The organism is Actinokineospora inagensis DSM 44258, assembly GCF_000482865.1.
Classification (GTDB): domain Bacteria; phylum Actinomycetota; class Actinomycetes; order Mycobacteriales; family Pseudonocardiaceae; genus Actinokineospora; species Actinokineospora inagensis.
Genome location: NZ_AXWW01000052.1, coordinates 1 through 14,955, shown reverse-complemented (window position 1 = coordinate 14,955; position 14,955 = coordinate 1). Strand labels below are relative to the sequence as shown.

The window sequence follows — 14,955 nt, the reverse complement described above, 5'->3', positions numbered from 1 at the left end:
GGACGATCAGCCCAGGTTGAGGGCCAGGTCGTCGATGACGAACGAGGTTTGCAGGTTGGTGTCCTCGGAGCCCGCGAACTTGAGGGTCACGGTCTGCCCGGCCAACGACGAGACGTCGTAGGTCTTCTGGACGTAGCCGGTGGCCTTGTTCGTGTTGGAGAACTGGGCCACCGTGGACGAACCGAGGCTGACGGTGAGCTTGTCGTACGCCAGGTTCTCGGTTTCCGCCGAATCGACGTGCAGCCAGAAGCTCAGCGTGGCCTTGCAGCCGGACGGGATGCTGATCGACTGGGTGACCGTGTCGGTGTGCGCCGAGCCCCAACCGCCGAGCCAGGACGAGTACGAGCCGCTGCGGGCGGGCTCGCGGTAGCCGGTCCAGTTGCCGATGGTGGAGTTCGGGTCGGTCCAGTTCGCCTTGCCCGACTCGAAGCCGGGGTTCAGGATCTTCTGACCCGAGCAGCCGCCCGGCTGGGTGGTGGTGGTCGGCGAGGTCGGCGGGGTGGTGCTGCTGGTCGGCTTGGTGGTCGAGCTGGTCGGCGGCGTCGTGGTGGTGCCGCCGGTGCAGGTCGGGTCACCGGACTGGGCAGGCACGCTCACCGCGTCCCACGCGGCCTTGACCGCGTTGAACTCGGCGCAGCTTCCCTGGTACAGGTTCTTCGCCGCGGTCAGCGTCCAGGTGCGGTACTTCAGGTACGAACTGCTCGAGGTCTTGAGCTGGATCGCGCCGTGGATGATGTTGATGGCCTTCTGGATGCTGATGCCCTGCAGCGAGGTGTTGTTGCAGGTCGGGCTGGTCGGCTGGCCGTTGCTCGGGTTGGAGCCCTCAGCCAGCAGGTAGAACCAGTGGTTGCCGACACCGGCCGCCGCGTGCACCTCCATGTTGGGGACGCTGGAGGAGTAGCAGTTCGGGTCGCTGCCGTGCTTCGACGGGTCGTACATGTAGCGGATCGGGCCGCTGCCGACCAGGTCGACCTCCTCGCCGACGATGTAGTCCGGCGCGTCGTACTGCGACGGCTCGTTGGCGTACCACTCGGAGGCGGCGCCGAACACGTCACCGATGAACTCCTGGGTGCCGCCGCCGGAGAAGCCGCCGGACCCGGAGTGGTCGTCGATGCCGTGCCCCATCTCGTGACCGAGGACGTCCAATGAGGACACCCACTGGCCGCTGGGGTTGTGGCCGATGTTCACGTACGCCGGGCGCGAGTTGTAGTAGTACGCGTTCTGCTCGTCCAGGCCGACGTTGATCTTCCACGCGCCGCCCTGGCCGTCGAAGCTGTTGCGGCCGGTCCAGGCGGAGAGCATCTTGTTCTCGGTCTGCGTCACGAACAGGGCGTCGACGCAGTCGGTCTCCTTGTTCGTGGCCTGGCCGTTGCCCCACGTGTCGTCGGAGCCGGTGAGCACCGAACCGGAGCTGTAGTCGCGGCAGTCCAGGCCCGCGATGTTCGGGTCGGACATGCTGTAGGTGCTGCCGGACTTGCTGGTGTTGATGGTCAGCGGGCTCGGGCCGTTCCAGTACCCGGTGCCGCTGCCCTCGGCGAGGTGCTCGACGGTGCGCAGCACGGCGCCCGTGTTCGCGTCGACGTACACGCTCAGCGCGCTGGCGTCGCCGTGCTCGTCCTTGCCGATGACGTTGCTCTCGTAGGCCAGCTTGCCGGAGCCGTCGGCCACGACGACCTTGCGGCCCGCGCCGTTGGACTTGGCGTTCTTCAACTGCTTGAGCGCGATGGCGTCGGCCTGGGCCTGGGTCAGCTTGGCCGAGGTCGTGTCGACCTCACCCAGGGTGTTGTCCTGGGCGACCGAGGTCGCCTTGATCGTGCCCTGGTTGTCGGTCGCGACGACGAAGTCGCCACCGATGACCGGCAGGTCCTGGTAGGTGCGGTTGTAGGCGACGTAGTTGAGCCCGTTCGCCGAGCGGACGGCGGACTGGGTGAACTTGTCCTTGCCGCTGGCGTGCAGGGCGGCGGGCGGGTTGGCGACCATGGCCGAGACGGCGTTGGTCGCGTTGGCCTGCGCCTGCGCCGCCGTCATCGTGGTGGCTTGCTGGGCCGGGGTGTTGGGCACGGCGATGGCGGTTCCGACGACCACCATTCCCGCGGCAACCGCGCCGCCGATGGCGAGCAGGCGATGTGCCGGCTTCATAGTGCTCCTTTCCCAGGTTTTCGCGGCGGGATAACCACGACAGGGAAACCTGGAAAACGCAGGGACGAACAATGGCGTCGAACGTTAACCCCGGGCGAGTGACCGGAACAGGCCTTTCACGGCGGGAGTTCTTCACACCGGCATCACTGTCAAACCGAGCGAAACCCCAGGTCAAATCGGACAAAACAGTCGGGACTGGTGACGATAACCGGCCACCGAACACCAGGACAAGGCCGAATTGATATTCCCGTTTGCCGGGAACGACAATTCACCGAATGCCGCTCAGAACAACGAACTCCCCACCAGTTCGGCGGCCGCCCGAGCACCACCGAGCATCGCGACCGCGACAACGGTCACCACCGTGCACAACCGCGCGAACACCATCGGCGCGCTCCTCTCCAGCAGTGAAGTGCGCAGACGCTAGCCCTGGTTTTGTCCGTTTTCAAGCCCCCGCCGCCTGGGAAAATTCGCAGGCCACGCGGCTGCCTCCCCCGCCACGGCCACCTGCCACACCGGGCGGGCTCGGCCAGCCGACAGCGACACCCCCGCGGCCGCACTTCACATCAGAACCGACAACCTGCTGAAGGACACACCTCACCTGGCAACGTGACTGCCGAGGGTCCACCTGCGGCCCCTGGTTGACCGACGCGGAGTTGGTCAACCGGGCGGTGGTCTAGGCACTGAGGCTTATTCAGCGGTGTAGAAGTAGAGGCCGATGACGGCCGAGATGGTGGTGGTGAAGGTCGTGATGGGTCTCCGGTAGTCGGTGTGCAGGATCCGCCAGGTCTTCAGGTGTGCGATGGCGCGTTCGACGACGACGCGGATGCTGTTGTGGTGGCGGTTGTAGTCTTTCTCCCCAGTCGAGGTACTCGCGGTTGCGGGGTGTGCGGATCGGGGTGAGGATGCCGGACCCGACATGGCCTTTGTCGCCGAGCCAGTCATGGGGGTCGCGGCCGTCGAGGATGCGGGGACTGCCGGAGGTTGGCGATGTCGTGCCGTGCCCCGGCATCGGGTCCGACACCCACCGCAGGCGGCCGTCGAGGGTGCACACGACGTGGACGTTGAGCCCTGTGGTGCGGTGTTTGCCGGAGAACGGTTCGGGGTGCGACGCCCAGGACCAGCACGGGAGCAGGGTCCCGTCCACGACGTAGGCGCGGCGGTCGTCGAGGTCGTCCGCCGTGGGAACGCCCCGCTTGAGGACCTCGGCCAGGACCGGTGTCACCGCCGAGACCGCCCGGCTGATCGTCGACTGCGACACCCCGTACGCCTCGGCCAACTCCGCCTGCACCCGGTTCCGCCGCAGATACGCCAAGGTCACCACCACCGACCGGAACAACCCCAGGACCGGCGGCCACCCACCACCCCCGGCCCGGTGGATCAGAACACACAATTCCTCGACACGGTCTCGGGTGAGACCGGTGGCCTGATACATGTCAGGCGGTCCGAGTGGTGAATGTTGGCGTGGTAACCACATTCTCTCAAACGGACCGCCTCCCTCGTTGGGCGGGTCAACACCTAATCCCCATCAACCCACCTGAATAAGCCTCACTGTTCAAGTCCACCTCCGATGCCCGATTCCTGCGCCATACACACGCCCGCCTGGGACACCTGTTCCGCTACCTGCCCGGGGCAGTCCGGATACACAGAGCGGCCTCGTCTCGCCGCCAACCTGCTCAAGGCCATGACGCGGGTACCGGCGGGGACCGACACGGGAGCAGACGCGGGAACCGCCCCGGGCTTCCCCACTGGCAGGAACCCCAGCCGCCACGCCCGAAGGTGAACCCCAACATCGCCGGGCCACCGCCACCGTCACGAACCCCGCGTCGGTCAGCCTCGATGTACACCCACCCTCACCCATTCCCAGGCACCACCCCCACCCAGGACTTACTCACCTGGTGGCTCGACTCAGCTACTAGGATTCGCCGCTGTGGCGCGGATGGTTGACCTGTTTGCGGGGCCGGGTGGCCTCGATGTCGCCGCGCGCTGGTTGGGTGTTGACGCGGTGGGTGTGGAGTGGGATCGCAACGCTTGTGCGACCAGGGCTGCCGCGGGGCTGGCTACCGTCGCCGACGATGTTCGAGGCTACGGTCCCGACGACTTCCCCGACACGGATGTCTTGGTGGGTGGGCCGCCGTGTCAGACGTACACCGTGGCGGGGGGTGGGGCGGGGCGGCGAGCGCTCGACCAGGTCTTGGCCCTCGTCAAGCGGATGGCGGCGGGTGAAGATGTCACGTCCGACCTGACGCACCTGTCCGACGAACGCACCGCCCTCGTCCTCGAACCCCTCCGGTGGGCACTGGCGGCCGACCGGCTCGGCAGGCCGTACGAGGCGATCGTGTTGGAACAGGTCCAGGCCGTGTTGCCGGTGTGGGAGGCCGTCGCCGAGGCTCTCGCGACCATCGGCTACCGCAGCGCCTACGGCATCCTCAACACCGAGGAGTACGGGGTCCCGCAGACCCGCCGCCGCGCCATTCTCATCGCCCGCCGCGACCGGCAACCGGTGCTGCCCGCCCCGACGCACCGCCGCTACCGCAAGGGTCTCCCCGCCGCCGCGGGCGACCCCCGCCTCCTCCCCTGGGTGTCGATGGCCGAGGCCCTCGCCCGCCCCACCCCGTTCACCGTCATCTCCAACTACGGCACCGGCGGTGACCCGAGGGCCCGCGGTCGCCGCACCTCCGCCGAACCGGCCGCCACCGTCACCGGCAAGATCACCCGCAACCGCCTCACCAGCCCGTCCGGCGAGCCGCTCGGCCGCTTCACCCTCGCCGAGGCGGGCAGCCTGCAGACCTTCCCCGCGGACTACCCCTGGTCCGGCAGCGACATCGCGCAGCAGATCGGCAACGCCATCCCGCCCAGGCTGGCCGCCCACGTCCTCGCCGCCGCGCTCGGTCTCGGCGTCCACTTCGGACACTGAGGTGCCGCGCGGCGCCACTCGCCGGATCAACCACTCCGCCACGACAACGTTGACCACCCACCCGGCCAGCAACACCACCGCGCGCACGTTCCCCACGGGCTGGCCGACCGCGGCCACCCACAGCAGGTTCGTGATCACCTGTGTTCCCGCGCCCATGCCGATCGCGTATCCCCGCAGCACCCAGGCCCCGTGTGCCCGGAACTCGCGCCGCCGGGCAGTGACGTACGCGAGCACGAGGGCGACCACCATCGCCGACCCGAAGACCAACCGGAAAACCCGCAGCAGGAGCCCGTCACCATGCGCGTCCGGATAGGCGATGGCCATCCACACCCCGGACGCCCCCGCCACGACCCCGCACGGCAACAAGATCCGCCCTAAGACCCGGTGACCGCGCCGATGGCGGAACTGGAACGCCCCGATCACGCAGAACAACGTCGCACCGACGATGTGCGACACGAGCGGTACCGGATCGGCCACGAACCGGGCATTCGAGGGATCGGGCACACTCAACCCGACCACCCGCACGAGCCCGGCGACGACCGGGACCACCGACAACAACACCAAGGGCCACCACCGCAACTGAACCATGCGTCCATCGTCGCGAGCGGCGGACTGGGAATCATCGCTCAACAGGCCACACTGGAGCCGTACTTAAGGCCGAGCGCGCCCTGTCTCATAGGCCCACATGGCGATCTCGACCCGGTTCCGCACCCCGAGTTTCGCCATCAGGCTCGCGATGTGCGTCTTCACCGTGCTCACCGAGATGTGCAGGTCAGCCGCGATCTCGGTGTTCGTCCGGCCGGACGCGACCGTGCGCACGACCTCTTCCTCGCGTTCGGTCAACGGGTCCACCGGTTGGACCGGGCGCCCACGGTCCGCGAACGCGCCGAGCAGGCGAACGGTCACGGTCGGCGCGATCAACGCGTCCCCGGCGGCGGCGGCTCGAATCGCCTGGCCCAACAGTTCGGTTCCGGAGTTCTTGAGCAGGAACCCCTTCGCCCCGGCGCGCAGAGCGGCGTGGACGTGCTCGTCGAGGTCGAAGGTCGTGATCACCACAACGGGGACCGGGTCGACCAGGCGGGTCGCCTCGATACCGTCGACCCCCGGCATGCGGATGTCGAACAGGCACACGTCAGGCCGCAGTCGCCGGGTCAGTTCGACGGCTTCCGCGCCGTCTGCGGCCATGCCGACCACCGAGATGTCCGGCTGCGCGTCGAGGATCATGCCCAGACCGGTTCGGATGATCTCCTGGTCGTCGGCGAGCACCACCCGGATCATCGGGGCAACACCGCGCGCACGACCCAGCCGTCGCCGGAGTGGCCAGCCTCGCAGGTCCCACCCAGGAGTCGCGCCCGTTCGGCCATTCCGACGAGCCCGTGGCCAGCCCCACGGCGGGTGGGCACCGCACCGTCATCGGTCACCGTCAACGACACAGCATCGTCAACCACTACGCGCACAACGACTCTTGTCACGTCGACCGCGTGACGACGAGCGTTCGTCACGGCCTCTTGCGCTATCCGGAACACCGTGGTGGCCACTGCGGGTGGCACCGCGGACACGTCACCGACAACCTCGACGACAGGCGGTCCCGATCCGGCCAAGGACAACAGGTCGACCGGCTCGCGCAACGCGTGTACCACGGCGCGCATCTCGTCCAACGCGCGTCCCGCCTCAGCCTCGATGACCTTCAACGCCTCGACCGGAGCATCGGCACTGAGGTCGGCAACGGCGATCCCGGCCTGTGCTCGTACCGCCATAGCTGACACGTGGTGTGCCACAGTGTCGTGGAGGTCGCGCGCCAGTCGTTCGCGCTCGACCAAGACCACGCGTTCCATCTCGCGGGCGCGATCCGCCACTCGATAGCGCACAGCGCCGCCGATAGCGGCTACCGCCAACAGCACCAGGACGCCAGCGAGGTTATCGCCCCCATAGAGGACAGAAATCGCTGACTTGACCGCGATAACGGCGACGCCCGCCACTACCTCCCGACCTGAGCCCCATCTGAACAGGGCGTACAGCAGCACTAAGAAGAACGCGGTCGTATAGAGGATGGGCGGGCCGAACGCGAGAATGACCGCCATCGCGCCGCCGAAGCCGATGGCGGTCATCGCGAAGGGGTGGGTTCGACGCCACAAGAGCGTGGGCATCAAGAGGGCTGGCCAGGGCCACGAGTGCCGTAGCACGCCCTCGACAACCGCGAGCACGATGAGGACGCCGACCAGCACCCAGTCACGCCAGGCCCGAGGCGCGGCGCCGGGCGGGCGGGGCTCGTCCCACAACTCGTGCACCGTTCGATGCTACAAGGGTCGGGTAGCCCACGGGTCAGCCTAAAGTACGAGGTCAGCGGGCTGGGCCGCCCGGACAGCGGCCCAGCCCGAGTCCGGCGGTCAGATCCCCCAGCCGGGCAGGCCGGGGACGGGGCCGACCGGCAGCGGCCGGGTCGGCGCGACGGCCGCCGTCCGCTTCTGCGCCGTCGACGGCGAGGGCTCCACCGCCGGGCAGTGCGTGCCGTCACGCGGCGTGCGCAGCGTGGTCAGGTACGCGTCGGTCGTGCTCATCACGCACGACGACTTGTTGTACGCGCCGTGGCCCCAACCGTCGTAGGTGAGCAGGGTCGTCGTGTTCCGGGTCTGCCGGTGCACGTTGACGGCCCAGTCGTACGAGGTGGCCGGGTCGTGCAGCGAATTGAGCATCAGGATCTGCGGCGCGGCGCGGATGTCGAGCTTTCGTTGTGGGTTGTTGGCCGGGTCGGGCACGCCGGCGCAGCCGAGCACACCCAGGGTGGCCAGGGCCGATCCGCGCATGTGCGGGGCGACCTGGTTGGCCGCGCGGTCCAGGCCGACGTAGTCGCGGTAGGTCAGCGGCCGGAACGACCAGTCCTGGCAGAAGACGGCGGCGAACGGGGTCGGCACCGAGTCGCCCGCCGCGTACGCGACCGGCCGGGGCGTGGTCCGCAGCGACACCAGCCAGTCCGCCAGCTCGGTCCACTGCGGACCGTAGAAGGCGCTGAACGCAGTGCTGGTGATCTCGTCCACGCTCAGGTGGTGGTTCGGGTCGACCGAGTCGATGACCTGACCGCGGTCGGCGCGGGCGAGCAGTTTGTCCCACTCCTTGAGCACGTTCTTGCCGTGCAGCGCGCAACTGGCCGCGCGGTCACACCACTTGGCGAACTCGCGGAGCGAGTCCTCGGCGGTGGCGGCGCTGACGGTGGTGAACCGCTCGGCGTCGCTGGTGTGGTCCATGTTGGAGTCGATCACCATGGCGCGCAGGTTGCGGCCGTAGCGCTCGGCGTATTGTTGGCCAAGAAGAGTACCGTAGGACACCCCGTAGTAGCTGATCTTCTTCTCGCCCAGCGCGACCCGCAGGGCGTCGACGTCGTCGACCACGGCCAGCGTGTCGGCGTGGTCGTAGACCGGCCCGGAGCGCTGCCTGCAGTCGGCGTTGAGCGTCCGCGTGTAGGCCAGGTACTGGTTGAAATCGCGCTGCGACGCGAGGTGCGACGACGGCCTGCTCTGCAACAGGTCAGCCGAGCACACCGCGGGCAGGCTGGCACCGACCCCGCGCGGGTCGAACCCGACGATGTCGAACCGGGCCAGCACCTCCGGGCTGAAGTACTCCGGGGCGAACTCGGCGAACTCCACCCCCGACCCGCCCGGCCCACCCGGGTTGACCACCAGCACCCCGATCCGGTGCGCCTGGTCGGTCGCCGTGCGGCGGGCCACGGCCATGCCGAACTTGCCCCCGCCCGGCTTGGCCCAGTCCACCGGTAACCGCAGCGACCCGCACTCGACGTCCGGTACGCCCGCGCACGGCGCCCACCCGATCGACCCCGGCGTCCGTTCCGCCACCAGTTGCGCGTCGGCGAACGCGGCTGTCCCCACTACGAGCGCGACGGCGGTGGCCACCCCACCGACGGCTCGGATCATCGGCCGCACAGAATCCCCTCTCGTTGTCACCTGTCCAGGTGGCAGCAGGCTGACATTCCGGGCTTCGGTGCGACATCGGGCTGTGGGCGGACCCGAACATCACCCTGTGGAATGACACCCAGGGGACTGGTATCAGGGTCCCGCGGTGTGACCGGGTCGCACGGCACCCACACGACCCGCACGGGGGTCCGTCACGTTTCCCCGGGGCGCGGTCACGAGCCGCACCCGTGACCGCGCCGAGGGAAATCGGGCTGGTGATCAGATCAACACGCGGATCCGTCGTTGACGTGTTTGCCAAGCCCCGCGGTCTCCACCCATACGTCGTTGTAGGGCGGCGCATAAGGGCTGTGGTCGGTGTTCACCTGCCCCCAGGCGAAACCGCGGGCCCAGCCGGAGTCGCGGTATTCGTAGACGCTGAAGGTCTGTTTCGGATAGAGCTGGGTCCACGCCTGACCCGCCGGGTAGTTGCGCACCAGCAACACCGACCAGTCCACGCAACGACGGTCACCACTGACCGCCGACGCGGGCGTGACCAGCACGAACGCGGACACCACCGCGACCAGAACCGCACCAATCCGCTTCACATCGCCTCCTCAGGCCCGGCAGAGTTGACTGGCGAGGACATACCCGGAAATACCGTTGTAGTTGCGCACCCCGAACCGCCATCCACCGTCATCGTGGTACACCTGAAAATGCGCCCCGCGAGGCAACGAATCACGCGAGGCCGAGCCGGTGTCCTCATAGGTGTAGATGTAGGCCGTGTCGGTGTGACAAACGACGGTGTCGTACCCGTGTTGATCGGCCAACGCAACCCCCGGCACCCCCAGCAAGGCCACCGCGAGCGCGACCGGAATAGCGAAACGACGCATGGAACCACTCCCCGAACGTATTCCATTGACGTCATCCGAACCTGCCACATCCGATCGCCCGGGTCAGCCGCCACCCGGGTCACTTGCCCAAGAACTCCTTGGTGGTGGTTCGCCACCCCCGTCTGCTGCTAACATTTGTTGGCAGGTGCCATCGGAGCATAGCCACGGAAGGGGTCAGCGGGGGAATGAGCGGCAGGGAATGGCAGGAAGCGCTCGGTGTGGTCGGCGTGTTCGTCCTGCTCACCACGGTCATCACGGTCGCCATCTGGCAGTTGGCGGCCAGTTGGCGCGCCCGCGCCGCGCTGAGCCGGGAGTACGCCTACCGGGCGCCGGCCGAGTCGGTGGCCGCGACACAGGTCGCCAACGAGCAGGCGTTGGGCAGGCTGAACGCACAACTCGACGACGTTCAGGCGCGGCTGGCGAAGATCGAGCGCGTGCTCGTGGACGTCGACTAGAAACGAAATGGGGGTCGCCGAGCGGCAACTCGGCGACCCGCTGAAGCAGCAACCACCCTCGCCCGCGTGGGCGAGTTCGCACGGCGGTACCCCTTCGTGGGAAAGGACATCACTTCATGGTGCCGACTCGCAAGTCGGTTGACTTGGCGCGCCCGGACAACCCCGGATTCGTCGAACGGGTCGCGAGCTGGTCGGTTCGCCACCGCGGCCGGGCCATCGGCGGCTGGTTGGCGTTGGTGGCGATCGCGTCCACGGCGAGCATGATCGTCGGCGGACCGGACGCGCGGACCACCGACCCGGGGGATTCCGGTCGCGCGCAAGCAGTTCTCGGCCAGCAGCGCGAGTTCGACCCGGTCCGGGAGAACGTCCTGGTCCAGGGCCCGGGTGACGTGCGGGGCGCGGTCGACGACCTGGTCAAGACCCTGGACAACGCGGGCGGGGCGGCCGTCGAGGTCAGGGCACCCCTGGCGGACGAGCGGTCCACGCTGGTCACGTTCCAGGTCGCGGGCCCGGTCGAACGGATCAAGGCGAACTTCCAGACCACTGTGGACGCCGTGGCGGCCACCGCCCGCCGCCATCCCGACGTGCGGCTGGCGCAGGCCGGGGACCGCAGCCTGACCACGGCCGTCGACGAGACGATCAAGAGCGACCTGGCCCGCTCGCACCTGCTGTCCCTGCCGGTGGTGCTGATCATCCTCCTGGTCGTGTTCGGTTCCGTGGTGGCCGCGGGGATTCCGGTGCTGCTGACGGTGACCGGTCTGCTCACGTCGTTGTCGTTGCTGGCGGTCATCGGCAAGGTCGTCCCGATCAACAGCGCGGTGTCGTCGCTGGTCCTGCTGATCGGTGTGGCCGTCGGGGTCGACTACTCGCTGTTCTACCTGCGCCGATACCGAGAGGAGCGGCACGCGGGCCGGTCGGTGCACGCCGCTCTGCCTGCCACGGCACGCACGTCCGGGCATGTGGTCGTGCTGTCCGGGGTGACCGTGGTGCTGTGCCTGACCGGGTTGCTGTGCACCGGCGTCGACGCGTTCCGCGGTCTCGCCGTCGGCACAACCCTGGTCGTCGGCCTGGCCATGATCGCGTCGGTGACGGTGCTGCCCGCGACGATCGCGCTGCTCGGTGACCGCGTCGACGCCTGGCGGGTGCCGTTCCTCGGTCGACGCCGGGTCGCCGCGGGCGAGTCCCGGGTGTGGTCGGCGGTCGTGCGACGGGTGGTGCGTCGGCCGCTGCTGTGGAGCGGGGCGGCGGTCGTCGCACTGGTCGTGATGGCGTTGCCCGCGCTGGGAATCCACCTGCAGGACGCGTCGGTCCTCAACAGCCTGCCGCGATCCGTCGCGGGAGTGGACAACGCGGTGCGCATGCAGGAAGCGTTCCCCGGCACACCGACACCCGCGCGGGTGGTGGTGTGGAACAAGGACGGCTCACCCGCCAACACACCGCAGGTCATGGCGGCCGTGGAGCGGCTGCGGTCGCGCGCCTCGGCCGACGGGCCCATCCACAACCCGATCGCCGTGGCCAAGGTCGACAAGGTGGTGGTGATCCGGGTGCCGCTGTCCGGCTCCGGAACCGACGACGTGACCAACCGGGCGGTGGAGGCGCTGCGCACCGAGATACTGCCCAGCACGATCGGCACGGTGTCCGGTGTGGACTACGCGACAAGCGGGAAATCCGCTCAAGTCAGGGACTACACCCAGCGCATCGCCGAGCGGACACCGCTGGTGCTCGGGCTCGTGTTGCTGATCGCGTTCGTGCTGCTGCTCGTCACGTTCCGGTCGGTGGCGATCCCGCTGGTGTCGATCGTGCTCAACCTGCTCGCCATCGGGGCGGCCTGCGGGGTGGTCACCTGGGTCTTCCAGGACGGCCACCTCGCGTCGGTGCTCGGTTTCACCCCGTACGGCGGGGTGATGGACTGGCTGCCGCTGTTCACCTTCGTCGTCCTCTTCGGACTGAGCATGGACTACCACATCTTCATCCTCAGCCGGATCCGCGAACGCCGGTCCGTCGTGGCGGGTATCGGGGCGTCGGCGGGTGTGGTCACCAGCGCGGCGACGATCATGACCGCCGTGTTCGCGGTCTTCGTCACGCTGACCTCGATCGAGAACAAACAACTCGGGATCGCCATGGCGACCGCGGTCGTCCTCGACGCGACCCTGATCCGGGGCGTGCTGCTGCCCGCGGCGCTGACCCTGCTCGACCGCCGCTCCCGGTCAGCCCCAGGTCAGACCGGGTAGCGGGCTCGCACCGTCGGTCCACCGGGCAAGGCGCTTGGCCTTGCCCGTCTCGGTGCGCGGGATGCTGCCCGCGGCGAAGACCCGCACGTCACAGCCGATGCCCAGGCGCTCGCGCAAGGCGTGGACGAGAGCGGCGGCGAGCTGGGCCTCGTCGGTGGGGGTGCGCGGCTCGACGGCGACCCGCAACTCGGCGCGCTTGGCGACCCGCCGGTCCTCGACGACCAGGTAGTGCGGGCTGACCCGGGGATCGGCGAGCAACACGGCCTCGACCTCGGTCGGGAACACGTTCACCCCCCGGATCACCAGCATGTCGTCGGTGCGCCCGAGCAGCTTCGACATCCGCCGCAACGTCCGCGGCGAGTTCGGCGTCGGCGGGGCGAGCGTCGCGACGTCACCCGTGCGGTACCTCAGCAGCGGCATCCCGGTCTTGGTGAGCGTGCTGAACACCAACTCCCCCGGCGTCCCATCCGGCACCGGCTCGCCGTCACCGTCCACACACTCCGGGTAGAAGTGGTCCTCGGCGATGTTGAGCATGCCTTCGGAATCCAACGACTCGCAGGCCACCCCCGGTCCGATGATCTCCGAGAGCCCGTAGATGTCCAGCGCGCGAATCCCCAGCAGCCGCTCGATCGCACCGCGCATCTCGTCGGTCCACGGCTCCGCCCCGTGCAAACCCACCCGCAGGCTGTTACCGCCCGTCATCGCCTCACCCAGGTGAATGGCATACGACGGAGTGCACGCCAACACATCCGGTCGCAGATCCCGGATCAACCGCACCTGCCGCTCCGTCATCCCCCCGGACATCGGCACCACGGTCGCGCCCAACCGCATCGCCCCGTGGTGCAGCCCCAAACCCCCCGTGAACAGCCCATATCCATACGCGTTGTGCACCACGCTCCGGCTGGTGGCCCCCGCCCCGACCAGCGCCCGCGCCACCACCTCACCCCAGATCTCCACATCCCGGGCGGTGTACGGCACCAACGTCGGCCGCCCACCCGTCCCCGAAGACCCGTGAACACACACAACGTCATCGGCATCCACCGCCCGCAACCCATACGGATAGTGATCCCACAGATCCCGCTTACCCACAGTCGGTAGCCGGCCCAACTCCGCCAACCCGACATCCCGCCCGTCCCCCACCCCACAATCCCGCAACCGCCGCCCCTGCACCCCACCCGCCGCCAACAGCCGATCCACCAACCCCCGCAGCAACCCCTCCTGCCCAACCCGCCGCGCAGCCGGATCCACCCCCTCCGGACCCACCATCCCCACACCAACATCCCGCAACGACGCCATCCCCACGGTCTAACACCCCCGAGCCCCCAACGGAACCCCGAACCAACCCCCCGATTTCACCCCACCCCAAGACGTGCTGTAGCGTATGCCCAGCACGCCGGGGACAAACCCTCGAGCGACGCGGGGCTGTAGCGCAGTTGGTAGCGCATCACACTGGCAGTGTGAGGGTCAGGGGTTCGAATCCCCTCAGCTCCACAGACCCAGGCGATCTGTGCCCATGGAAAGCATGGGCCAGGTCGTCTGTTGTTTGTTGTGGGGGTCGAACCCCCACACCCCCACGGGGCGGTGGGCGGCAGATCCAGCGTGGTTTGCTCGGCCTTTGGTCGTCGCGTGAAGGTGTGTGACCCGGTACCTCACCTTCGCCGGGTCGAGGGTGGTCGCATTTGGCAGCACCAAGATCCCCCTCCATGCGCCACGTGTCCCCAGCGACCCCCTATCGGCGACACCAACCGCTCAGCCACGGCACGAGCCGACTTCACCAAGTGGCTCGCGTCACCGTCGTACAGCAGCGGGGATTCGCTCATGTACCCACAGTAGACGGCTGCCGACTGTGCCTCTGTGGAATCAAGGCGCGTCGCGGGTTGGTCTGTCACGTCGGGCTGGTGGTCCGCCGGGGCAGGAGGCAAACGGGAGGGAGAGTGTTGTTTGGAGGGTGTCCGAGGGGGACGGTTCGTTGGGGGGCATGTGCTGTTCGGCGATCTGCCTGCGCCCAAGCCTGGGGTACCGGTGGCTCCTGCTCCTGCGCCTGTTGTGGTGAAGCCGAGTGCGCCTGCCGAGTGGGCGGATCGACCACTGGCGCAGCGGCTGTTTGCTGCGTTGATTCCGCTTGCCTGGTTGGGGGGAATCGCGTTGTTGGTCACCGGCATGGTCGGGTGGCCGATCATTTTCCTGCCGATCGCGCTTACGGGAGTGGGGGGCGCGCTCTTTGGGGAGGATTGGAAGCATGATCAGCGGGGGCGTGGGCATGGGCATCACGGGCGGCCGCCGCGACCGCCGCGGATGGGGCGGCGGGATTATGGGCGTGGGTGGCACTGAGCCTCGGCTCTCATGGCCCGAGACTGTCGGTGGGCTCGTCTAGGCTGTGTATTCAGGGGCTCATGGTCAGGTTGATCATGGTGGCCGGGG

At 68.4% G+C, this 14,955-nt stretch carries 10 protein-coding genes, 1 tRNA gene and 3 pseudogenes; 5 read left to right on the top strand and 9 right to left on the bottom strand.

Annotated elements, in window-relative coordinates; translation table 11 throughout:
- Positions 1 to 6 precede the first annotated feature (6 nt).
- Entirely contained in the window at positions 7 to 2,139 is a 2,133-nt protein-coding gene (locus tag H504_RS0119640) for a M4 family metallopeptidase (protein WP_026424161.1), read from the bottom strand.
- A 687-nt stretch (positions 2,140 to 2,826) separates the two neighbouring features.
- Positions 2,827 to 3,571: pseudogene (locus H504_RS43885) on the bottom strand (transposase).
- A 113-nt stretch (positions 3,572 to 3,684) separates the two neighbouring features.
- On the opposite strand from H504_RS43885, the pseudogene H504_RS44070 reads away from it, so the two are divergent.
- Both H504_RS44070 and H504_RS35995 read left to right on the top strand, forming a co-directional pair.
- Positions 3,685 to 3,850 (top strand): annotated as a pseudogene (locus H504_RS44070) (IS982 family transposase); the annotation flags it as partial.
- A gap of 225 nt (positions 3,851 to 4,075) precedes the next feature.
- Positions 4,076 to 5,053, top strand: a complete 978-nt coding sequence (locus H504_RS35995; RefSeq protein ID WP_084467903.1) for a DNA cytosine methyltransferase — start codon at positions 4,076 to 4,078, stop codon at positions 5,051 to 5,053.
- A 36-nt stretch (positions 5,054 to 5,089) separates the two neighbouring features.
- On the opposite strand, the pseudogene H504_RS40280 reads toward H504_RS35995, so the two are convergent.
- The 6 genes and pseudogenes from H504_RS40280 to H504_RS0119590 all read right to left on the bottom strand — a co-directional run.
- Positions 5,090 to 5,641, bottom strand: a pseudogene (locus H504_RS40280) (DUF2306 domain-containing protein); the annotation flags it as partial.
- Between the two features lie 63 nt (positions 5,642 to 5,704).
- Entirely contained in the window at positions 5,705 to 6,331 is a 627-nt protein-coding gene (locus tag H504_RS0119610; protein WP_035304989.1) for a response regulator transcription factor, read from the bottom strand.
- The gene (locus H504_RS0119605) at positions 6,328 to 7,278 is read right to left on the bottom strand and encodes a sensor histidine kinase (protein ID WP_245614365.1); all 951 of its coding nucleotides are present in this window, start codon (positions 7,276 to 7,278) and stop codon (positions 6,328 to 6,330) included. The genes H504_RS0119610 and H504_RS0119605 overlap by 4 nt, the downstream gene beginning before the upstream one ends.
- Positions 7,279 to 7,440: 162 nt before the next feature.
- Positions 7,441 to 8,979, bottom strand: a complete 1,539-nt coding sequence (locus tag H504_RS35990; protein WP_245614364.1) for an alpha/beta hydrolase — start codon at positions 8,977 to 8,979, stop codon at positions 7,441 to 7,443.
- Positions 8,980 to 9,242: 263 nt separating this feature from the next.
- Complete coding sequence (locus H504_RS0119595; RefSeq protein WP_026424157.1) at positions 9,243 to 9,563, bottom strand: hypothetical protein; 321 nt, start codon at positions 9,561 to 9,563, stop codon at positions 9,243 to 9,245.
- Positions 9,564 to 9,572: 9 nt separating this feature from the next.
- Positions 9,573 to 9,848, bottom strand: a complete 276-nt coding sequence (locus H504_RS0119590; protein ID WP_026424156.1) for an SH3 domain-containing protein — start codon at positions 9,846 to 9,848, stop codon at positions 9,573 to 9,575.
- 185 nt (positions 9,849 to 10,033) lie between these two features.
- Between H504_RS0119590 and H504_RS0119585 the strand changes: the two genes are divergently transcribed.
- Both H504_RS0119585 and H504_RS35985 read left to right on the top strand, forming a co-directional pair.
- Entirely contained in the window at positions 10,034 to 10,303 is a 270-nt protein-coding gene (locus H504_RS0119585; RefSeq protein ID WP_026424155.1) for a hypothetical protein, read from the top strand.
- A 116-nt stretch (positions 10,304 to 10,419) separates the two neighbouring features.
- Complete coding sequence (locus tag H504_RS35985; RefSeq protein WP_051386045.1) at positions 10,420 to 12,534, top strand: MMPL family transporter; 2,115 nt, start codon at positions 10,420 to 10,422, stop codon at positions 12,532 to 12,534.
- Here the strand turns inward: H504_RS35985 and H504_RS0119575 are convergent.
- Complete coding sequence (locus tag H504_RS0119575) at positions 12,511 to 13,800, bottom strand: phenylacetate--CoA ligase family protein (RefSeq protein WP_026424154.1); 1,290 nt, start codon at positions 13,798 to 13,800, stop codon at positions 12,511 to 12,513. The genes H504_RS35985 and H504_RS0119575 overlap by 24 nt on opposite strands.
- Before the next feature lie 152 nt (positions 13,801 to 13,952).
- On the opposite strand from H504_RS0119575, the gene H504_RS0119570 reads away from it, so the two are divergent.
- A tRNA-Ala gene (locus H504_RS0119570) sits at positions 13,953 to 14,025 on the top strand.
- The last annotated feature ends 930 nt before the right edge of the window (positions 14,026 to 14,955 follow it).

What these genes read in the sequence shown, in the direction of transcription:
- H504_RS0119640 (WP_026424161.1), bottom strand. Translation starts at nt 2,139, where the DNA reads ATGAAGCCGGCACATCGCCTGCTCGCCATCGGCGGCGCGGTTGCCGCG.
- H504_RS35995 (WP_084467903.1), top strand. Translation starts at nt 4,076, where the DNA reads ATGGTTGACCTGTTTGCGGGGCCGGGTGGCCTCGATGTCGCCGCGCGC.
- H504_RS0119610 (WP_035304989.1), bottom strand. Translation starts at nt 6,331, where the DNA reads ATGATCCGGGTGGTGCTCGCCGACGACCAGGAGATCATCCGAACCGGT.
- H504_RS35990 (WP_245614364.1), bottom strand. Translation starts at nt 8,979, where the DNA reads ATGATCCGAGCCGTCGGTGGGGTGGCCACCGCCGTCGCGCTCGTAGTG.
- H504_RS0119590 (WP_026424156.1), bottom strand. Translation starts at nt 9,848, where the DNA reads ATGCGTCGTTTCGCTATTCCGGTCGCGCTCGCGGTGGCCTTGCTGGGG.
- H504_RS0119585 (WP_026424155.1), top strand. Translation starts at nt 10,034, where the DNA reads ATGAGCGGCAGGGAATGGCAGGAAGCGCTCGGTGTGGTCGGCGTGTTC.
- H504_RS35985 (WP_051386045.1), top strand. Translation starts at nt 10,420, where the DNA reads ATGGTGCCGACTCGCAAGTCGGTTGACTTGGCGCGCCCGGACAACCCC.
- H504_RS0119575 (WP_026424154.1), bottom strand. Translation starts at nt 13,800, where the DNA reads ATGGTGGGTCCGGAGGGGGTGGATCCGGCTGCGCGGCGGGTTGGGCAG.